This is a genomic window from Myroides sp. WP-1 (assembly GCF_014145635.1).
Lineage (GTDB): Bacteria > Bacteroidota > Bacteroidia > Flavobacteriales > Flavobacteriaceae > Flavobacterium.
Window position 1 is genome coordinate 1 of sequence record NZ_JACHTC010000003.1, and the last position, 19,979, is coordinate 19,979.

The window sequence follows — 19,979 nt, forward strand, 5'->3', positions numbered from 1 at the left end:
TTTTTAATATTGTAAAAAGTTAGCTAGTTTATTTCGTGATCCTAAAATCACCTTACTCTCTTTTTTCGTATGCTGTTGTCCAATATGTCTATGATCGTTTCTAATCTCACTTGTTTTTCAAAGCGAGTGCAAAAGTAAAAAACTTTCCTGAATTAGCAAAATGTTTTTGAAAAAATATTTTTTTTCTTTTCGCTAATCCCCAGCCTTTACTGAAGCGGACTGCAAAGATAAGACTCTTTATTCCGATTATCCAAATTTATTTTTTAAAAATATTTTTGAAACAATCTTAAGTCTTTTTCTGTGCTTTTCTATGAACGTCTGCTTGTTTAATGCGGATGCAAAAGTAGTACCTTTTTCGCCACTTCCAAATTATTCTAAACCTTTTTTTTAAAGTATTTTCAAAGTTTTTCGCAACTCGCTTGTAGTACGGGTGTTAGATGTGAAAGTTTTTGTTGGTCGTTCGTTGTTCGTTGTTCGTTGTTCGTTGTTCGTTGAGAAGATTCTCGTTGAAAAAACAATCGTCCTTATTTAGGAATATTCAGTGATTGGTTATCTGCTATCTGTAATCGGTAGTCTTATAATTTTTGTTCGTCGTTTGTTGTTTGTTGTTCGTCGTTTTTGTTTACTGCATCAAGCAAAAGAAAATTACACCTATTATATAAAGAGAAAATAGAATCGATTAACTGTACTTATAGTAGAACGAGATATGTTTATGTTTTATAAGGGGTGAGTCCATAGTGCGTCCATGGTGAGTCCATAGTGTGTCCAATAAAATAGCTGTTTTAATACACGCACTATGGACTCACCATGGATTCATCATTAAGGCACCTCGGAGATAAGCTACACTAAACTCTTATTTAAGGTTATCTTAGATTTTTTGTTTTTTGTCGGTTGTTTGTTGGGAGTTATCAGTGATCTGTTATGAGGTATCGGTAGATTGTCCAGAAATAGAAAGCCCCTTTCTTTAAACGATAATCTTTTACAACCAACGACGAACGACAATCAACATACAACAACCCCCCCCCTTCACAACGAGTAATCACGCAACTTAACAATATATTTCTATCTTTGGATTTCATTTATTTAAACCTTAATTATTATGTATGTGAAAAAAGCTATTGTAGGTACCTTAACGGGGATCACGTTATTCAGTGTTTCATGTAAGCAAAATGCAGATCAAGCGGATGCTAATCCAACTTGGGATGAGAACAATGCATTTTTTGCCGAAAGCACATTACCCTATCAAACTGCAGATTTTGAAAAAATAAAAAACAAAGATTTCAAGCCTGCTATTTTAGAGGGGATGCGTCGTCAAGTGGAATCCATTGACAAAATCACGGCTAATACAGAAGCACCTACTTTTGAAAACACAATTGTGGAGTTAGAAAAATCAAGTGCATTGTTAAATCGTGTTAGTTCTGTATTTCATTTATTAGTTGGAGCACACACTAACGATGAAATCAAGGCGATCAATCAAGAATTATCTCCAAAGTTTGCCGCACATAACGATGCGATCTATTTAAATGATGTTTTATTTCAAAAAGTAAAACAACTACACGATACTCAAGCCACTTTAGGTTTGTCTAGTGAACAAGCACGTGTACTTGATGTGTATTATCAAGAGTTTGTACGATCGGGAGCAAATTTAAAACCGGAGCAAAAAGAAACTTTAAAAGGAATAAACCAAGAACTAGCTTCACTTACGACTAAATTTGGTGATCAACTTTTAGCTGCTACTAAATCGGGGAGTGTTGCATTTACAAAAGAAGAGCTAGATGGAATGAGTGAATCTGAACTAGAAGCTTTCAAACAAGCAGATGGCACTTATTTAATTCCATTAAACAACACAACGCAACAACCTATTGCGGCATCTTTACATAATAAGGAGTCACGTAAAAAACTGTTTGATGCAGGTTGGAGTCGTACAGAAAAAGGAGATGACAACGACACAAGAACAACAGTTATTGCCATTGCTAAGAAAAGAGCAGAAAAAGCAGAATTGTTAGGATATAAAAATTATGCTGAATGGAGTTTACAAGGCAGTATGGCGAACAAACCAGATCAAGCTAAAAAATTAATGGATCAATTAAGTCCTTATGCTGTTGGAGCAGCAAATCAAGAGGCAAAAGAGATTCAAGATTTAATCAATAAAGAGGCGGATCCGTTTACTTTAACGGCAGCTGATTGGGATTATTACGCAGAAAAGATCAGAGAAGAAAAATACGCTTTGAATCTAAATGAGGTAAAACCTTATTTTGAAATGAATGCGGTTTTAGAGCATGGGGTATTCTATATGGCTGAAAAATTATATGGTATTACCTTTCAAGAGCGCAAAGATATTCCTGTTTGGCAAGAAGATGTACGTGTTTTTGAAATTTTCAATGAAGACAAAAGTCCAATTGGTTTATTTTATGTAGATTTTTACGCTCGCGAATCTAAACGCGGTGGTGCATGGATGAGTAATATTGTAACACAATCAAAACTATTAAACCAAGCTCCAGTAGTATACAACGTTTGTAACTATCAAAAACCAGCAGCAGGACAACCTACTCTTTTATCACCTGACGAAGTAATCACAATGTTCCATGAATTTGGACATGGTTTACACGGATTCTTATCTGATGTAACCTATCCTTCTGTTGCAGGAACTAGTGTTTCACGTGATTTTGTTGAACTACCTTCACAGTTTCACGAACATTTTGCCTTTTTACCAGAAGTATTGACCAACTATGCGAAACATTATAAAACAGGAGAAGTTATTCCAGAAAGCTTAATTGCTAAAATGAAAGCTGCTCAAAACTTTAATATCGGGTATGGTTTGACAGAAATTTTAAGTGCTTCTTTATTAGATATGGAGTGGCATACAATTTCGTCAACTACAGAAATTAAAGATGTTGCTGCATTTGAACAACAAGCTTTGACAAAATACGGTATAAATTTAGCTACAGTTCCTCCGAGATATCGTTCTACTTTCTTTAATCACGTATTTGGCGGTGGATATGCGGCAGGTTACTATTCGTACACTTGGGCAGAAACACTAGATAATGACGCATTTCAATGGTTACTTGAAAATGGTGGTATGACACGTAAGAATGGACAAATCTTTAGAGATAAAATTTTGTCGCAAGGGAATACTAAACCTTCAGACGCAATGTATCGCGAGTTTAGAGGAAAAGATGCTACTATCGATGCTTATTTAAAAATGAAAGGGTTTGATCAACAAACTACATTTAAAAACAAGGGAAAACTAGATGCTAAAATCTAAACAAAAAAAGTCTGAGCGAATCGCTCAGACTTTTTTTTATTTCACTTCTTTGAAGCTATTGCTCATTTTATTCATATCTTCTTGATTCTTGTCTTTGTATTCTTTCAAAGTCCAAGTTAATATTTGATAGTAATTTTCTTTTCCTTGAAAAGCAGAGAATTTATAGTAAACATCTAATCCTCCAATTCTCGCTGTAAAGTCGACTGTTTTGGCCGGTAGAGTATGGATTGTGCTTTCTGTTAGTTTTAATTCACTTGGTTCCAACTGATCCAAAGTAGAGGTTAAATACGCTAATGTCGCTTCTGAAAATTGTTGAAATACCTCTCCTCCATCATCTTTTGAATGAAACAGTTGATCAATCTCTTTTTTATTTTCTTTGATCACAATCAAGTAAAGCTCCTCTTGAACGTTTTGTAATTGAAGTGTTGCATCTCCATTTAACCCTCTTGTTTTCTTCATTGTACTAGGCACTTCAACACTAAATGTATTTTCATGCACAATTTCTGTATACGTAGGTTTAGTATTACATCCAACAAGTACAACTAAAAGGAGTAACAAGCTTCCGATTTTTTTCATATCCATTTCTTTAAACAACAAAAATACACACAAAATTACGACTGTCCCAATTCTTTCATTACTTCCGAAAATAATCTCATACTATATTTTCGTTTATCATAATCATAAATTGGTGTTGTAATCATTAATTCATCTACCTCAAGTACTTCACAAAAACGATTAAGCTCGGGTAATACTTCTTCTTTTGTACCAATAAAAGAGCAAGCGGTCATATTGTAAACTGCGGCTTCTTCCTGTACACTCCATATGCCTTGCATGGATTCAATCGGTGGTTGCAGTGGCTTTCTATCATTTCGAATAATTCCCAAGAACATGCGATAAAAAGAAGTAGCCAATTGTTCTGCTTCATGTGTTGAATCAGCTAAGATCGCATTGACACATGGCATAAAATAGGGTTGATCCAACTGAGCAGAAGGTTTAAAATTATTCTTGTATATTTTACCTGCCATCTGAATCTGATCCGGAGCAAAATGACTAGCAAAGGCATAAGGTAGTCCTAGTTCAGCAGCTAAATAAGCACTGTCCGTACTTGAGCCTAAAATCCAAAAAGGAATATCCAAGCCTTCTCCAGGAAAAGCCCTTACTTTTGCTTCTGCATTAGTAGCGCTGAAAAATGTTTTTAGTTCTTGAATCTGTTGTGGAAAAAAACTAGCACTTTGCACATCATTTCTCCTAAGCGCCATAGCTGTTAGTTGATCCGTTCCGGGGGCTCTTCCCAATCCCAAATCAATTCGATTGGGATAAAGTGACTCTAAAGTTCCAAATTGTTCTGCTATAACTAATGGCGGATGATTGGGTAACATAATTCCCCCCGAACCTACGCGAATTTTAGTTGTACCACTAGCGACATATCCAATTAAAACAGCAGTAGCTGAACTGGCAATATGTGGCATATTATGATGTTCAGCTAACCAAAACCGATTATAATCTAAGTCTTCGGCATGTTGAGCTGTAGCCAACACATTATTTAAAGTCTCTTTCGTTGATTTATTTGCTCCAATTACAGCAAGATCCAAGAAAGAATAGTTTATATTTTTAGTCATATTACTTATACTTATAAAACAATTATTATAAGCAATTAAAGTAATCAATAAAAAAAGAAAACACTAATTCTCTAGATATAGTTTAACATTTGAAAAAGTACAGGGTGCTGTATAAAAAAATAGCCCATTCCTTCGAATGGGCTTTATCTTTTATCGTATTGTTATTGTACAATTGGAAAGATCATCAATAATAGCTAAAGACTCTACACGCACGCCTTTTTCTTCTAATAAGTTTCTTCCTTGTTGAAATGCTTTTTCGATAATAAAGCCCATTCCAACTAGATTTGCTCCTGCTTGTTCAATCAAATCTAATACTCCTACAGCTGCATTTCCATACGCCAAGAAGTCATCTACGAATAACACATTGTCTTCTGGTGTTAAGAAATCATTGCTAATCACTACATCATATGTTCTGTCTTTCGTGAACGAATGTATCTGTGTGTGCAACATATTATCCATCGTACTCGGTTTTTTCTTTTTTGCAAATACCACAGGAAGATTGAGTAAATATCCCGTCATAATAGCAGGTGCAATTCCGCTTGCTTCGATAGTCATAATTTTATTGACATTGGTAGCTGCAAAGCGACGAACAAATTCTACGCCAATAGATTTCATTAAAACAGGATCCATTTGGTGATTGATAAAGCTATCTACTTTTAAAATTCCCCCTTCAAAACATCTTCCATCTTGAAGAATACGTTGACGTAATAATTCCATTCTCTTTTGTGTTGTCTATGAATAAATAAAAGGAGATTGTTTAGAATCTCCTTTCTAGTATCTACTGCTGCGAAGGTAAAATAATATCAAGAGGTTTACAAAATTCGCTCCTGTATTCTTTTATAAAATCGGTGAATTGTTTTTATTTCTTTCCTTTTAATACCACGAAAGGTCGAATCACCTTATTTCCCAATTTATCTAATGTATTTTCGATGTATTGCCAACGCTCTATGTGACTGTAACCGATATTCGTCATGATGCGAATCAACCACTCTGTCCTGTAAAAATGAAAGACATCTTCTTTTGCAAAGGGTTGTTGTTGGGCAAAATCTTCACGTATATAAGAAAGAGCTATACTTCCTCCTGGTTTTAAGACGCGATAAATCTCCGTAAAATACTTGACTGGATCACTCCAGAAATAGACTGTATTTACTGAAAAACAATGATTAAAGGCTTTATCTGAATAAGGGAGTGTATTCAATTCTTCTGTAAGTGTAAATTCTATATGCTCATGTTCTAGCGATTCTTTCACTTTAGCAGCCATTTCCATCATCAATGGAGAAATCTCAACTCCGTAATAACTGATGTTTTGAGCTGTGGAAAAAATGTAAGGTAAGTGTTTTGCACTTCCAAAACCAATTTCTAATACGGCATCATTTTGATAAAGCTGCAAACGATCTACTGTTTTGTAAATCATATTGCTATTTGATTTAAACATTATTTCAGCTAACTCCTCGCCTGCTTGTCCTGAAGGACATCGCAATTGATTTGCAACCTCATTTAAATCTAAAATACTCATTCCTTTTAATTTTGCTCAAATATAGCTATTTAGAATAAATCTACATAATATTAAGCTACTTTATTTTCATGTTGTTAGCATAAAAACAAGAACGAAAAACCCCGAAATGCTATTTCGGGGTTTTCCTAACAAAAATAAACTAACAACTCAATAAAGAACAAATACAAAAGCTATTTGCCATTCGATTGAATTCAACATATAGAGTGCGACAACTAATCTCTATATACTTTTAACTATCTTTTATCTCAACAAAGAGTATTCGAATTTTGGATATCCACGATCTCCTTTTTCGTTGAAGAAATCTAACATTCTCATTTTATAATAATGTCCTTTTGCATCTTTGATAACATAGAACACATTTTTATACAGCACTTTTGCATTAGCTACTTCTCTCCATGTCCCGCCAATGATTGTAAAATCGTTAGACAATAAATTTTCTTCTACATTTTGCAAGTTATATGCTTTATAAAAATTCTTATCTCCTGCTGGGATTGTCACTTTATAAGCTTTAACTCCACCATAGCTATTCTGAACAATAAAATCTGAGTACCCGTATGATCCTTTTGGATCTCCAGCTTGATCTACTTTATTTGTGAATACGGTAAAATTTAAATCCCATTTTGTTTTACTTGGTTCTACTTGAACAATCGCATTCGTATTAAAGCTAAAGAAAGTAAAGTTAAAACCTGCTGTTTTAGCAATTAATACTTCTTTGTGTGTCGTGTCATTGATATCGGCGTATTGCAATAAATAACCTCCAGAACGTTTTAAAATTCGGATTTTTTTCCACCCGCGTTCTTTTCCAGTCACTAAAACTGATCCTGGTTCGACTGCATCTGTTCCTGGATCAAAGCCCATATTCACTAGGTATACTTTATTATTGGCATCTACATCAGAAATACTGTGAATCGCAGTTTTATTTGGATCGCCTGATGGATCGTCAATATACTCTAAGTTTAACGGATCGAATGTACCAATCTTTACTAGATTTTTCATTGCTTGAATGGCACTATCGTCGCGAACATCATCAATAGAATTTGCTCCTTTGATTATTCCCGCAGCCATATATACTGAGCCATTTAGACGAACTCTAAATTCATTGCTACTATCAAAAGCTAAATCCCAAGAGTTGCGTTTTACTTCGTACATCGCTTTTCCTCCTAAGTCAACATATACTTGATTGGGTTGTGTAGGCCCTCCTACATTCGGTGTCATAATACCTCCTAGGGAAGTATCAAAACTAATCATCATGACATTATACCCCTGAATTTTTGGAGATTTCACCTCATAATTCACTTTTACAATGGTGAATTGAATTGTTTTATCCATTCGATCATAAGGGAAGATCAAATTCTCAAATGTAAAAGTTGAGCTTTTTGTTCCTTTTACAATTGGAACAATCAATTTGTGCTCCACTGCTGCGGGTACTGTTGCAAAATCAACTCCATATATCGCTTTACTAGGGCTAACTTGTAATTCAATCGTACCATTTCCTTGAGCAATTTCAGAAAAAACTAACTCAACTTCTCTCGTTGTTTCAATCTCTCTATAAGGAATAGACGGATCACTAAAAGCTACAATAAAATCACGAACATCGCTGTTGCCATTATTAGAATCTTTCTCACATGAACTGAAAAAAACAAGTGCAACAATTGCAATCACAAGTTTTCCTAATCTAAAATTCTTCATAATTAAAATCCTAATTTATATTGTAGTTTAAAAAAGATGCTCGTTCCATATCCTATAGGATTTGAAGTAGAACCGCCTGAGTGTCCTGTACCGCTACTAGTTGTTGATCGAATATCTTTAATATCGAATAAATTTCTCACCCCAACAGTTGCGTATAACATATTTTTAAAGAATGGTTGTCTTACGCTAAAATCCAGCCAAGAATAGCTTTCTTGTTTTCCCTTAACATAATACTCCCCAAATTCATCTGATCCTTTTTTATAGCGTTCTTCTTCTCCATTAAACTTATAATACAAAGAGAAGTTGGTACCGGTTTTAGCTAAGCGATAATTAATATTCGCTGTAACTTCAGGAGTATACAAAAACTTATCCGTTCCTTTTGGTGCTTGATAAATTTCTTGAGATACACCTGACATGGTAAAACCAAGACCAAAATCGAAAGAATTCCAACTTAATTGACTCAAGAAAGTTGCTCCAACATTTCTGTACTTATCTGTATTTTCATAAACGAACTTCAATCCTTCAGGATTGATCAATTCGATCAAATCAATTTTATCAGTAACTTCGAGGTAACGTCCTGTTAAGCTATTGCTCAATTCCATATTATCTCCAAGGGTAAATGTTTTTTTAAAGTTTAAAAAAGCAGTTTTTCCCTTTTCTGGATTTAAGTTTTCATTTCCTTGTAGATCGTGATTAACGTCAACAAAATAAGTATATAATTCTTCGTAATTTGGCAAACGAGGAGACGTTCCAACTGTTCCTCTAATTTCATAATCGCCTGGAAGAACGTATTTCAATACTAAACTTAGTGCATGTTGACTCTCAAACGTATTTGAAGTCATTAAACGATACCCTGGACGAACCATTAATCTTGGTAGCACGTTAATTTCAGAAGAAGCATAAAAATCGTAGCTTCCCAATGCTTTTTTCGTTGGGCTTTCTGCTAATTGTTCAGACATCGCAGAATAGCCATTTGTGTAAGCAACTTCATATCCTACTTGAAACTTTGCCTTTTCTAATTTGATAAAGTCACTAAATGTACCTCGAGAAAAGAACACTTCTCTACTTTCGCTTTTAAATGAGCTTCTATCATATTTTTCATCGTACATAATACGATATCTATACTTATCTGTTTCTCTTTCCTGTTTTTGATAAGAAAAGGATAAATCAAATTGAAACAAATCTTCTAACTTTCCAGAAGTATTCAATACATTAGACCAGCGTTTGGTATTCAGAATACGATCATTTGCTACAGGATTAATTGTTTCAAAAACGGGATCTTCATTGATATTAAACAACTTAGCATAGTCTTTCATGCGTTCGTCGAAGAATTCAAACTTGTAATAAACGCGATAAGAATTCTTGTGATAGTTTAAAAAACCTTTGACGTTGTTTTGGTTTTTAGGCAACCATTCATGTCCTCGTTTATTTTCATCTCCATAATAGGTAAATCCTTTTCTTTGATCATACCATCCTTTAAAGTCGGTATGTGTATAGGAAACACTTGCATATAAATTATCATTAATATTGTGTCCCATGGTAATTCCTTGAATATGCTTTCCTTTGTTTTTTAAGTCATATTCATTTCCAACTGTTTCCTCTTGTACAAAAAAGTTTACATTCCAGTCGTTTATATTATTCTTCTTTGTAATGATATTGATGATTCCTGTTACTGCATTAGCACCATAATCCACTCCCATTGCACCTTCAACAATTTCAATTTGTTCAATATCATCTAAATTGATTTGCGTTAAATCGGTATTATTACCAAACCCCTCATCAGAAATCATGGGTACGTTATCAATAAGAATCGTAAAATACTGTGCATCTAAACCAAACATCTTAACGGTAGAACGACCGGTAGTAGCATTGGGTAGAATAGAAATATTCATTACTTGATTTAATGCATCTGCTAAAGTAACCGCTCCTAAGTTTTCAATTCGTTGTCTATTTAGTATGGTAACATTATTAACAGCTTTATTGATTGACTGTGGATTATATTGACCTGAAATAACAATTTCTTCCAATTTTTGTTCCGGCTCTTTGATCGTATCATTTGTTTGAGCAACGACAGTCGAACTTAACGTGAGTAAGGTACCTGTTGCAAGCAGTAGTGAACGTTTCATTTATATGTAAAGTCTTTTATTTAGATAGATTCTTAATTGCAAAGATAAGAAAATATATTATTTAAATTGATTTTAAATAATATATTTTTTATAAAAAAAAGCGAAGTTTTTTACTTCGCTTTTATATTATACGTTGAGCTTCTAGTTTTTAGGTAAAAACACTTCTGCCATCATACATCTTGCACTTCCACCTCCACATGCTTCAATAGTATCCAAACTACTGTGTAGGATTGTTGCATGCTTTTCAAGTGTTTTAATTTGTCCATCAGTCAAGCTATTAAATGCTTGTGTAGACATTACTAGGTATTTTGTATCCTCTGCACCTACTACTTGCAACATATTACCTGCAAAATTATTCACTTGATCTTCTGTGATAAGTACGATCTCTTTTCCAGATTCTTTTAGGCTATTCAAGACAATCTTTCTTTCTTGTTTATCGTCGATTGTATCTGCACAAATAACAGCAAAGGTATCTCCTAAACACATCATTACATTAGTGTGATAGATATTTTTGCGTTCTCCATCCACCGTTTGGAAAGCTTCAAAAATCACAGGATTCATTTCAAAATCTTCACAAAACTCGATAACTAACCCTTCATCTGCACGAGGAGATAAAGCACAGTAAGCGATTTCATTGGTTCTATCCAACAATAAGTTTCCTGTTCCTTCTAAGAATAAGTCATCTTCTTCAGCTGAAGTATAATCCCAAATATCATTGATCACAAAACCTTGCTCTTCAAGAATGTCTAAGATATCTTCTCTACGCTCTAAGCGTCGATTTTCAGCAAACATAGGGTATAAAACCACTTCTCCTGATTCGTGGAAAGAAATCCAGTTGTTTGGGAAGATACTATCTGGAGTATCCGGATCTACGGTATCATCAACTACGGTAACATGTACTCCAACAGCGCGTAATTTTTCGACAAAAGCGTCAAATTCTTGTTGTGCTTTTGCATTTACAGTTGCTGGTGTCAAATTATCTAGTACCTTTTGGTAGTAGTTATTCACTGCAGTTTGCTCATTCATGCGAAAAGCAACCGGACGAATCATCAGAATATTATTTGTTATCTGTTTCATACTATTCAAATTAATCTCTTATTAAAGGTAAAGTAGAGCATCTCAATAGGCCTTCTTGTTTGGCAATTTCGGCATAAGGAATTTCTTCTACTGTTATGTTGTGACTTCTTAACCAATTATTTAAGCGCGTAAAGTTTCTTTCTGAAACTACAACATCTGGCGCAATAGAGAAGATATTCGAATTCATATGATACATTTCTTCTCTAGTAATTTGGAATAAATTAGCTTCACCAAAGATATCAACTAAATATTGATATTCCTTTTCATCATAGAAACCTCCTTTATAAATGATTGCTTTATCCACACCGACTGGTTGAAAGCAACAATCTAGATGTAAAGCATTATCCCTTGGTTCAACTTTTGATTTCACTAAATCAAAACTCTTGATAATTTTATTGGGAAACAACTCTCGAATAAATTCAACACCAAGTTCATTGGTACGAGCAGTAATATAGTTGCGATAATCTGGTCGTTTATAGGATCCAATAAAGATATGATCATTCCACAACATTACATCACCACCTTCGAAATGCATTTCCTCTGGTGCGGATATAATATCGTTTGGATTTATTTGTTCTAAAACGTAGTTAATAGCGGCTAATTCTCTGTCTCGATCCGGAAGTATATTGGCTTTGATAAATTTATTATCGATAACGAATCCAATGTCACGAGTAAAAATTTGATTGTAATCTTCAATGATTTCAGGTCGATATACCTTTACGTCATATTTTTCAAAAACTTGATTAAAGGCATCCATTTCACGTACCATATCAGCTTCAATGGGATACGTTCCTGCTTTTATATGCTCTAATGATTTAGGATCATAGGCTTCTTCGATTGTAGGTGTGGGTCCATTACTAACGGCAGTGCCTAGGACCACAGCCCGCAAGCGAGAGGTTTCATTCTTTACATTTAATTGTAACATATAGTTTCATTTTGTACAAATATAGTAAAACCCCTTTTGATTGGTGTTTGTTTTTCTGGCTTTTTGCTTTTTTGTATCAGGCATTGAAATGGTAGGGCGTTGTGAAGTTCATTCGATTAAAGAAAGAGTAAACTTACATCGAGATTTACTAGCAGATCCCTTTATTTATGATCTATAAAAAAAAGGAAATGAGCCAAACTCATTTCCTTTTATATTTTATACAGACCAGAAAATTACTTTCTTTCGTTCATTGGAACGAATTCTCTTAATGCTTCTCCAACGTATAATTGACGTGGGCGTCCGATAGGTTCTTTATTAATTCTCATTTCTTTCCACTGAGCGATCCATCCTGGTAAACGACCGATAGCGAACATCACGGTAAACATTTCAGTTGGGATACCTAAAGCTCTGTAGATAATTCCAGAGTAGAAGTCTACGTTTGGATATAAGTGACGATCTACGAAGTATGGATCTTTTAATGCTGCTGCTTCTAATTGTTTAGCAATATCAAGAACAGGATCATCTACTCCTAATTTAGCTAATACTTCATCTGCTGCTTTCTTAATGATACGCGCTCTTGGATCAAAGTTTTTGTATACGCGGTGACCGAATCCCATTAAACGGAATGGATCGTCTTTATCTTTTGCTTTGTTAATGTATTTTTCAACGTCTCCACCATCATTTTGGATTGCTTCTAACATTTCTAACACAGCTTGGTTAGCACCACCATGAAGAGGTCCCCAAAGTGCAGAAACACCAGCAGAGATAGACGCGAATAGACCTGCATGAGAAGAACCTACCATTCTTACAGTAGCAGTAGAACAGTTTTGTTCGTGATCTGCGTGTAAGATGAACAATTTATCAATTGCATTCTTGATAATAGGGTCAATTTCATAAGGTTCAGTAGGTAAAGCAAACATCAAGTTCAAGAAATTATCTACATAACTTTTTGTGTTATTGTAGTAATTCAAAGGATATCCTTTTGCTTTTCTGTACGTCCAAGTTGCGATAACTAAGAACTTACTCATTGTTTTACAAACAGCTTCGTATAAACTCTTTTCACATTCTGCATCAACTACTTTTGGATTAAAAGCAGTTAAAGCACTTGTCAAAGATGCTAAAACTCCCATTGGGTGAGCTGTTTTAGGGAAACCATCGATGATATTCTTCATTTCTTCGTTTACCAAAGAATATTTGCGAATATCTTTTTCAAACTGAGTTATTTGCTCTTGCGTTGGTAACTCACCGAAAATAATCAAATAAGAAACTTCTAAAAAGTTAGATTTAGCAGCAAGGTCCTCGATTGAATAGCCTCTATATCTTAAAATTCCTTGTTCCCCATCTAAGAAAGTAATTGCACTTTGGCATGAACCAGAATTTTTATACCCTGGATCTAAAGTGATAGCCCCTGTTAATGCACGTAATTTTAAGATATCAATTGCTACTTCGTTTTCAGTACCAACTAATACTGGTAGTTCGTGTCTTTGACCATCAACTTCTATAAAAGCTGTTTTAGACATATTGTTATTTTTTATTTTTCTTTACTTTTTATTCCTTTAATCAAAACATCGTAAAATGTTTTTTGCAGTTGGAAAGATATGAAATATTATGCTTACATACAAGCTATAAAAGCTAATAATAATCATTGATTCACAACATTTTCAATACAATTTCTATAAAGATATCTTGTTATAAACAATTATATTTCAATCTACAATATACTATTAAAAAAATAATAAATAATCACATTTTTGACAAAAAAAGCCCCAACTTAATAAGTTGGGGCTTTTTTATTAATTTGATAAAATTATCTTACTTTAAATGCTTTCTCTTGTGGATAATAAGCAACATCGCCTAATTCTTCCTCAATACGAAGCAATTGATTGTATTTTGCCATACGATCCGAACGCGAAGCAGAACCTGTTTTAATTTGTCCACAATTCAACGCTACAGCCAAATCAGCAATTGTACTGTCTTCTGTTTCCCCAGAACGGTGTGACATTACAGAAGTATATCCTGCGTTTTTTGCCATATTAACAGCTGCAATTGTCTCTGTTAATGTTCCGATTTGATTTACTTTAATAAGGATAGAGTTACCAATACCTTCGTTGATTCCTCTTTCTAAACGCGTAACATTTGTAACGAATAAATCATCTCCCACTAATTGTACCGTAGTTCCGATTTTATCTGTCAGGTATTTCCAACCTTCCCAGTCATCTTCATGCATACCATCTTCAATAGAGATAATAGGATACTTAGCTGCTAATTCTGCTAAATAATCTGCTTGTTCTTGTGAAGTGCGAACTTTTCCTAAATCACCCTCAAATTTTGTATAATCGTATGAACCGTTTACATAAAATTCAGAAGCTGCGCAGTCTAAAGCAAGCATAATTTCATCACCAAAACGGTATCCCGCGTTTTCAACAGCTACTTTGATTGAATCTAAAGCATCTTCCGTTCCTTTCAACGTTGGAGCAAATCCTCCTTCATCACCAACAGCTGTACTCAACTGTCTGTCGTGTAATACTTTTTTCAAGTGATGGAAAATTTCCGTTCCCATTTGCATTGCATGTGAAAAAGTAATGGCTTTAACAGGCATAATCATAAACTCTTGAAACGCGATAGGCGCGTCAGAGTGAGATCCTCCGTTAATAATATTCATCATTGGAACAGGTAATGTATTAGCCGATACTCCACCTACGTAGCGATATAAAGGCATACCTAATTCTTCAGCTGCTGCTTTTGCTACCGCCAAAGAAACACCCAAAATCGCGTTTGCTCCTAAATTACCTTTATTTGGCGTTCCGTCTAAATCAATCATCAACTGATCGATATAGTTTTGTTCGAATACGCTTAATCCTACAATATTTTCAGCAATTACAGTATTTACGTTCTCAACAGCTTTTAAAACGCCTTTCCCCATAAAAGCTTGTCCTCCATCTCTTAGTTCGACAGCTTCGTGTTCTCCTGTAGATGCTCCTGATGGCACAGCAGCTCTACCTAAACTACCATTACTAGTAATTACATCAACTTCAACAGTTGGATTACCTCTAGAATCTAAAATTTGACGTGCGTGAACGCTTAAAATTGTACTCATAATCAAAGTGTGTGTTATTAATTGGACGATATCTAATGTAGCGTTAGTGTATCGTCCATTGTGTTGTGTATTTATTCTTTTTCAAAGCTTTTTTACTACAGCCAATAAGCTTTTATTTTTTATCCATATTAGCAACGAAATCGTCGAATAGGTATCTTGAATCGTGTGGCCCAGGGCTAGATTCTGGGTGATATTGTACAGAGAAAACTGCTTTGTTCTTCATGCGAACTCCAGCAACAGTCTGATCATTCAAATGTAAATGAGAGATTTCCAACGTTGGATGATTTGTCAATGCTTCTTTAATTACAGCAAATCCGTGGTTTTGAGAGGTGATTTCTCCTTTTCCTGTTAATACATTTAATACAGGGTGGTTTACTCCTCTATGTCCACTAAACATTTTATAAGTACCTACACCTTGGGATAAGCAGATCAATTGATGACCTAAACAAATACCAAATACAGGTAATGTTCCTTCTACCACTTGTTTTACAACGGTTAGAACTCCTTTATCCGCTAAGGCTTGTGGATCTCCAGGTCCATTAGACAAAAAGATACCGTCTGGATTAAAAGAAAGCAAGTCTTCATATGAACTATTATAAGGAAACACTTTCACATAACAATCGCGTTCAGCTAAACAGCGTAAAATATTAGTTTTGATTCCCAAATCTAAAACCGAAACGCGGTATTTACCTTCGGGATTTCCAAAGAAATAAGGTTCTTTTGTAGAAACCACAGATGAAAGCTCTAGTCCTTCCATAGAAGGTACTTCTTTCAATAAAGCTTTTAACTCCTCAACTGTTTTTCCATCCGTACTTAAAACGGCGTTCATCGCACCGTTATCTCTGATATAAGCAGTTAAAGCACGTGTATCAACATCGGAGATTGCTACCAACTGATGCGCTTCAAAATAGTCATATAAGCTACCATCTGCATCTGGGCGAGAGAATTCATAGCTAAAGTTCTTACATACTAATCCAGCGATTTTAATACCATCCGAATCAACTTCATCTGCATTAACCCCATAGTTTCCAATATGTGGATTAGTAGAAAGCATAATTTGTCCGTAGTAAGACGGATCAGTAAATACTTCTTGATACCCTGTCATACCTGTATTAAAGCAGATTTCACCGAAAGCTGTTCCTTTAATACCAATTGATTTCCCATAAAAAACGGTGCCATCTGCTAAAACAATGATACCGTCTTCTTTTCTTTTATATTCCATGTGTAAGTTGTATTGTAGTGATGCAAAAATAAAGCAAAAAAAAGGACATTCTAAAAAGAATGTCCTTTTAATTTTATAATGAAAACATATATAATGAATAAGTATTATTCATTTGTTTCTGTTTCAGTTGTAGTAGCTTCAGCTTGAGGAGCGTCAACAGTTTCAGCTTTCTTCTTCCCTCTACGAGTAGTTTTCTTAGCTTCTTTCTTCGCTACATTGTAGATTTCGTTGAAGTCAACGAATTCAATCATAGCCATATCAGCGTTATCCCCTAAACGGTTACCTAACTTGATGATACGAGTGTATCCTCCTGGACGGTCACCAACTTTTTGAGCAACTTCTCTGAACAATTCAGTAACAGCTTCTTTGCTTCTCAAGTAAGAGAAAACAACACGACGATTATGAGTATCATCAGTTTTAGCTTTAGTTACTAATGGTTCGATATATTGTTTTAATGCTTTTGCTTTAGCTACAGTAGTATTGATACGCTTGTGCTCAATTAAAGAACAAGCCATATTAGCTAACATAGAATTTCTATGTCCAGCTTTTCTACCTAAGTGATTTATTTTTTTTCCGTGTCTCATTGCGTTATCGAATTTAGACTTTAGCGGTCTAGATTATTCTTTATCTAATTTGTATTTTGATAGATCCATACCAAAATTTAATCCTTTCACAGCTACTAATTCTTCTAATTCAGAAAGAGACTTCTTACCGAAGTTTCTGAATTTCATCAAATCGTTTTTGTTAAAAGATACTAAATCTCCTAATGTATCTACTTCAGCCGCCTTTAAACAATTTAACGCTCGAACTGAAAGATCTAAATCTACCAATTTAGTTTTTAGAAGCTGTCTCATATGCAATGATTCTTCATCGTATGATTCAGTTTGAGCAATTTCATCAGCCTCTAAAGTAATTCTCTCGTCTGAGAACAGCATAAAATGATGAATCAATGTTTTAGCTGCTTCTGTTAAGGCGTCTTTTGGATGAATAGAACCGTCTGTGATAATATCAAAAACTAACTTTTCGTAGTCAGTTTTTTGCTCCACACGGTAATTTTCTATAGCATACTTAACGTTCTTAACTGGAGTATAAATCGAGTCTGTGAAGATTGTTCCGATTGGTGCATTAGGTTTTCTATTCTCCTCTGCAGCCACGTAACCTCTACCCTTTTCGATTGTTAAATCCATTGTAATACTTACACTGCTTTCGCAATTGAAGATAACTAACTCCGGATTTAATACTTGGAAATTAGAAATAAACTTCTGGAAATCACCAGCAGTCATTTGTTCTTTCCCTGAAAAAGTGATACTTACAGATTCATTATCTACATCTTCTACCTGACGTTTAAAACGCACTTGCTTAAGGTTAAGGATAATTTCAGTAACATCCTCAACAACACCAGCGATGGTAGAAAACTCGTGATCAACTCCTTCGATACGTACTGAAGTAATAGCATACCCCTCTAACGAAGACAGAAGTACTCTTCTCAATGCATTACCAATAGTCAATCCATATCCCGGTTCTAAAGGTCTAAATTCGAATTTACCTCTAAAATCGGTCGAATCAATCATGATAACTTTATCGGGCTTTTGAAAATTAAATATTGCCATATTTGTTTCGACTGAATGTCAATTATTATTTGTTGTACAACTCTACGATTAACTGTTCTTTGATGTTTTCTGGAACTTGAAGTCTTTGAGGTACAGCAACGAAAGTACCTTGCAAAGTTTCAGGATTCCAAGTAATCCACTCATAAACAGAACTAGAATTAGATAACGAACGTTCGATAACTTCTAAAGATTTAGATTTTTCACGAACAGCAACTTTATCACCAGCTTTTAATTGGTAAGAAGGAATATTTACTACTTCACCGTTAACTGTGATATGTCTGTGAGAAACTATTTGACGTGCAGCTCTACGAGAAGGAGCAATTCCCATTCTGTAAACTACGTTATCTAATCTCGATTCACACAATTGAATCAATACCTCACCAGTAACTCCACGAGCAGCCGCAGCTTTCTTGTAAATATTACGGAATTGCTTTTCTAAGATACCGTATGTGTATTTTGCTTTTTGTTTCTCCATTAACTGAACAGCATATTCAGATTTTTTAGCTCTTTTTTTAGCTAATCCGTGCTGTCCTGGAGGGTAGTTTCTTTTTTCGAATGATTTATCATCTCCGAAAATAGCTTCGCCGAATTTACGAGCGATTTTTGTTTGTGGACCAGTATATCTTGCCATTTTTCAAAATAAAAAAAAGGTAGGGATTATGAATTCAGGTCACTTTCCTCCGATAATCTATCCTACCTTTGGTTATACTATAAATTAAACTCTTCTTCTCTTAGGAGGACGACATCCGTTGTGTGGCATTGGAGTAATATCGATAATCTCAGTTACTTCGATTCCACCATTATGTAAAGATCTGATTGCAGATTCTCTTCCGTTTCCTGGACCTTTAACATAAACTTTTACTTTTTTCAATCCTGCCTCTAGTGCAACTCTACCACAATCTTCAGCAGCCATCTGAGCAGCATACGGAGTGTTCTTTTTAGAACCTCTGAATCCCATTTTACCTGCAGACGACCAAGAGATTACTTCACCTTTCTTGTTAGTCAAAGAAATAATGATATTGTTGAATGTTGCATTAATATGAGCTTCACCTGTTGTTTCTACAACAACTTTACGCTTTTTTGTATTCGCTTTAGCCATATTACTACTTATTATTTAGTTGCTTTTTTCTTGTTAGCAACAGTTTTTCTTTTACCTTTTCTCGTTCTCGAGTTATTTTTCGTTCTTTGTCCTCTTAAAGGAAGTCCAGTTCTGTGACGGATTCCTCTGTAACAACCGATATCCATTAAACGTTTGATGTTTAAAGAAATCTCTGAACGTAATTCACCTTCAATTTTGAAATGACCTACTGCTTCACGGATAGCTCCGATCTCGTCATCATTCCAATCTTGTACTTTCTTATCTTCATCAACATTAGCTGCTGCTAAAATTTCTTTAGCTCTACTAGAACCAATCCCGAAGATATAAGTTAAAGCAATAACTCCTCTTTTGTATTTAGGTATGTCTACCCCTGCGATTCTTGCCATAATTATCCTTGTCTTTGTTTAAATCTAGGATTCTTTTTATTAATAACGTAAAGTCTACCTTTTCTACGTACTATGATGCACTCGGCACTTCTTTTTTTAACTGATGCTCTTACTTTCATTTTAATAGCCTCTTTAATATCTATAAGTAATTCTTGCTTTGGTCAAGTCATATGGACTCATTTCCAGTTTCACTCGATCACCAGGTAACAATTTAATGTAGTGCATACGCATTTTCCCTGAGATGTGCGCGATAACAACGTGACCATTTTCTAATTCTACACGGAACATTGCATTAGACAATGCTTCAATTATTGCTCCGTCTTGTTCTATTGCTGATTGTTTTGCCAT

The 19,979-nt window shown here is 34.7% G+C and carries 19 protein-coding genes; 1 reads left to right on the forward strand and 18 read right to left on the reverse strand.

Annotation, left to right across the window (positions count from 1 at the left end; genetic code table 11):
• Nucleotides 1–1,099 precede the first annotated feature (1,099 nt).
• The gene (locus H4K33_RS03420) at nucleotides 1,100–3,265 is read left to right on the forward strand and encodes a M3 family metallopeptidase (RefSeq protein WP_182647107.1); all 2,166 of its coding nucleotides are present in this window, start codon (nucleotides 1,100–1,102) and stop codon (nucleotides 3,263–3,265) included.
• 36 nt (nucleotides 3,266–3,301) lie between these two features.
• Here the strand turns inward: H4K33_RS03420 and H4K33_RS03425 are convergent, their stop codons facing one another.
• The 18 genes from H4K33_RS03425 to infA form a co-directional block, all read right to left on the reverse strand.
• Nucleotides 3,302–3,841, reverse strand: a complete 540-nt coding sequence (locus H4K33_RS03425; RefSeq protein WP_182647108.1) for a hypothetical protein — start codon at nucleotides 3,839–3,841, stop codon at nucleotides 3,302–3,304.
• A 35-nt stretch (nucleotides 3,842–3,876) separates the two neighbouring features.
• Complete coding sequence (locus tag H4K33_RS03430) at nucleotides 3,877–4,884, reverse strand: LLM class flavin-dependent oxidoreductase (protein WP_182647109.1); 1,008 nt, start codon at nucleotides 4,882–4,884, stop codon at nucleotides 3,877–3,879.
• A 150-nt stretch (nucleotides 4,885–5,034) separates the two neighbouring features.
• Entirely contained in the window at nucleotides 5,035–5,601 is a 567-nt protein-coding gene (xpt, locus tag H4K33_RS03435; protein WP_182647110.1) for a xanthine phosphoribosyltransferase, read from the reverse strand.
• A gap of 142 nt (nucleotides 5,602–5,743) precedes the next feature.
• Nucleotides 5,744–6,400, reverse strand: coding sequence for a class I SAM-dependent methyltransferase (locus tag H4K33_RS03440; RefSeq protein WP_182647111.1), 657 nt, complete (start codon nucleotides 6,398–6,400; stop codon nucleotides 5,744–5,746).
• Nucleotides 6,401–6,640: 240 nt separating this feature from the next.
• Nucleotides 6,641–8,089 carry an HmuY family protein gene (locus H4K33_RS03445; protein WP_182647112.1) on the reverse strand — a complete coding sequence of 483 codons (1,449 nt, stop codon included), beginning with the start codon at nucleotides 8,087–8,089 and terminating at the stop codon, nucleotides 6,641–6,643.
• A 2-nt stretch (nucleotides 8,090–8,091) separates the two neighbouring features.
• Nucleotides 8,092–10,215, reverse strand: coding sequence for a TonB-dependent siderophore receptor (locus H4K33_RS03450; RefSeq protein ID WP_182647113.1), 2,124 nt, complete (start codon nucleotides 10,213–10,215; stop codon nucleotides 8,092–8,094).
• Between the two features lie 141 nt (nucleotides 10,216–10,356).
• A complete protein-coding gene (gene ctlX / locus H4K33_RS03455) occupies nucleotides 10,357–11,292 on the reverse strand; it encodes a citrulline utilization hydrolase CtlX (protein WP_182647114.1) in 936 nt (311 codons plus the stop codon).
• A 10-nt stretch (nucleotides 11,293–11,302) separates the two neighbouring features.
• On the reverse strand, nucleotides 11,303–12,217 hold the full coding sequence (locus H4K33_RS03460; RefSeq protein WP_182647115.1) for a dimethylarginine dimethylaminohydrolase family protein: 915 nt from the start codon (nucleotides 12,215–12,217) through the stop codon (nucleotides 11,303–11,305).
• A 233-nt stretch (nucleotides 12,218–12,450) separates the two neighbouring features.
• Nucleotides 12,451–13,737 (reverse strand): citrate synthase, encoded by a 1,287-nt coding sequence (locus H4K33_RS03465; RefSeq protein WP_182647116.1) that lies wholly within the window; start codon nucleotides 13,735–13,737, stop codon nucleotides 12,451–12,453.
• 287 nt (nucleotides 13,738–14,024) lie between these two features.
• Nucleotides 14,025–15,314, reverse strand: coding sequence for a phosphopyruvate hydratase (gene eno, locus H4K33_RS03470; RefSeq protein ID WP_182647117.1), 1,290 nt, complete (start codon nucleotides 15,312–15,314; stop codon nucleotides 14,025–14,027).
• Nucleotides 15,315–15,426: 112 nt separating this feature from the next.
• Complete coding sequence (gene carA / locus H4K33_RS03475) at nucleotides 15,427–16,536, reverse strand: glutamine-hydrolyzing carbamoyl-phosphate synthase small subunit (RefSeq protein ID WP_182647118.1); 1,110 nt, start codon at nucleotides 16,534–16,536, stop codon at nucleotides 15,427–15,429.
• A 104-nt stretch (nucleotides 16,537–16,640) separates the two neighbouring features.
• Entirely contained in the window at nucleotides 16,641–17,120 is a 480-nt protein-coding gene (gene rplQ, locus H4K33_RS03480) for a 50S ribosomal protein L17 (RefSeq protein WP_182647119.1), read from the reverse strand.
• A gap of 33 nt (nucleotides 17,121–17,153) precedes the next feature.
• Nucleotides 17,154–18,146, reverse strand: a complete 993-nt coding sequence (locus H4K33_RS03485; RefSeq protein ID WP_182647120.1) for a DNA-directed RNA polymerase subunit alpha — start codon at nucleotides 18,144–18,146, stop codon at nucleotides 17,154–17,156.
• Between the two features lie 25 nt (nucleotides 18,147–18,171).
• Nucleotides 18,172–18,777: a 30S ribosomal protein S4 gene (gene rpsD, locus H4K33_RS03490; RefSeq protein WP_182647121.1), complete on the reverse strand. Its 606-nt coding sequence runs from the start codon at nucleotides 18,775–18,777 to the stop codon at nucleotides 18,172–18,174.
• Between the two features lie 84 nt (nucleotides 18,778–18,861).
• Entirely contained in the window at nucleotides 18,862–19,245 is a 384-nt protein-coding gene (gene rpsK, locus H4K33_RS03495; RefSeq protein ID WP_158962485.1) for a 30S ribosomal protein S11, read from the reverse strand.
• Between the two features lie 11 nt (nucleotides 19,246–19,256).
• On the reverse strand, nucleotides 19,257–19,631 hold the full coding sequence (gene rpsM, locus H4K33_RS03500; RefSeq protein WP_115091697.1) for a 30S ribosomal protein S13: 375 nt from the start codon (nucleotides 19,629–19,631) through the stop codon (nucleotides 19,257–19,259).
• A 2-nt stretch (nucleotides 19,632–19,633) separates the two neighbouring features.
• Nucleotides 19,634–19,750, reverse strand: a complete 117-nt coding sequence (gene ykgO / locus H4K33_RS03505) for a type B 50S ribosomal protein L36 (protein WP_002987490.1) — start codon at nucleotides 19,748–19,750, stop codon at nucleotides 19,634–19,636.
• Between the two features lie 13 nt (nucleotides 19,751–19,763).
• Nucleotides 19,764–19,979, reverse strand: a complete 216-nt coding sequence (gene infA / locus H4K33_RS03510) for a translation initiation factor IF-1 (protein WP_002987492.1) — start codon at nucleotides 19,977–19,979, stop codon at nucleotides 19,764–19,766.

Bases quoted from the DNA above. Each gene is read 5' to 3' on its own strand.
- H4K33_RS03420 (WP_182647107.1), top strand. From the start codon at position 1,100: ATGTATGTGAAAAAAGCTATTGTAGGTACCTTAACGGGGATCACGTTA.
- H4K33_RS03425 (WP_182647108.1), bottom strand. From the start codon at position 3,841: ATGAAAAAAATCGGAAGCTTGTTACTCCTTTTAGTTGTACTTGTTGGA.
- H4K33_RS03430 (WP_182647109.1), bottom strand. From the start codon at position 4,884: ATGACTAAAAATATAAACTATTCTTTCTTGGATCTTGCTGTAATTGGA.
- xpt (WP_182647110.1), bottom strand. From the start codon at position 5,601: ATGGAATTATTACGTCAACGTATTCTTCAAGATGGAAGATGTTTTGAA.
- H4K33_RS03440 (WP_182647111.1), bottom strand. From the start codon at position 6,400: ATGAGTATTTTAGATTTAAATGAGGTTGCAAATCAATTGCGATGTCCT.
- H4K33_RS03445 (WP_182647112.1), bottom strand. From the start codon at position 8,089: ATGAAGAATTTTAGATTAGGAAAACTTGTGATTGCAATTGTTGCACTT.
- H4K33_RS03450 (WP_182647113.1), bottom strand. From the start codon at position 10,215: ATGAAACGTTCACTACTGCTTGCAACAGGTACCTTACTCACGTTAAGT.
- ctlX (WP_182647114.1), bottom strand. From the start codon at position 11,292: ATGAAACAGATAACAAATAATATTCTGATGATTCGTCCGGTTGCTTTT.
- H4K33_RS03460 (WP_182647115.1), bottom strand. From the start codon at position 12,217: ATGTTACAATTAAATGTAAAGAATGAAACCTCTCGCTTGCGGGCTGTG.
- H4K33_RS03465 (WP_182647116.1), bottom strand. From the start codon at position 13,737: ATGTCTAAAACAGCTTTTATAGAAGTTGATGGTCAAAGACACGAACTA.
- eno (WP_182647117.1), bottom strand. From the start codon at position 15,314: ATGAGTACAATTTTAAGCGTTCACGCACGTCAAATTTTAGATTCTAGA.
- carA (WP_182647118.1), bottom strand. From the start codon at position 16,536: ATGGAATATAAAAGAAAAGAAGACGGTATCATTGTTTTAGCAGATGGC.
- rplQ (WP_182647119.1), bottom strand. From the start codon at position 17,120: ATGAGACACGGAAAAAAAATAAATCACTTAGGTAGAAAAGCTGGACAT.
- H4K33_RS03485 (WP_182647120.1), bottom strand. From the start codon at position 18,146: ATGGCAATATTTAATTTTCAAAAGCCCGATAAAGTTATCATGATTGAT.
- rpsD (WP_182647121.1), bottom strand. From the start codon at position 18,777: ATGGCAAGATATACTGGTCCACAAACAAAAATCGCTCGTAAATTCGGC.
- rpsK (WP_158962485.1), bottom strand. From the start codon at position 19,245: ATGGCTAAAGCGAATACAAAAAAGCGTAAAGTTGTTGTAGAAACAACA.
- rpsM (WP_115091697.1), bottom strand. From the start codon at position 19,631: ATGGCAAGAATCGCAGGGGTAGACATACCTAAATACAAAAGAGGAGTT.
- ykgO (WP_002987490.1), bottom strand. From the start codon at position 19,750: ATGAAAGTAAGAGCATCAGTTAAAAAAAGAAGTGCCGAGTGCATCATA.
- infA (WP_002987492.1), bottom strand. From the start codon at position 19,979: ATGGCAAAACAATCAGCAATAGAACAAGACGGAGCAATAATTGAAGCA.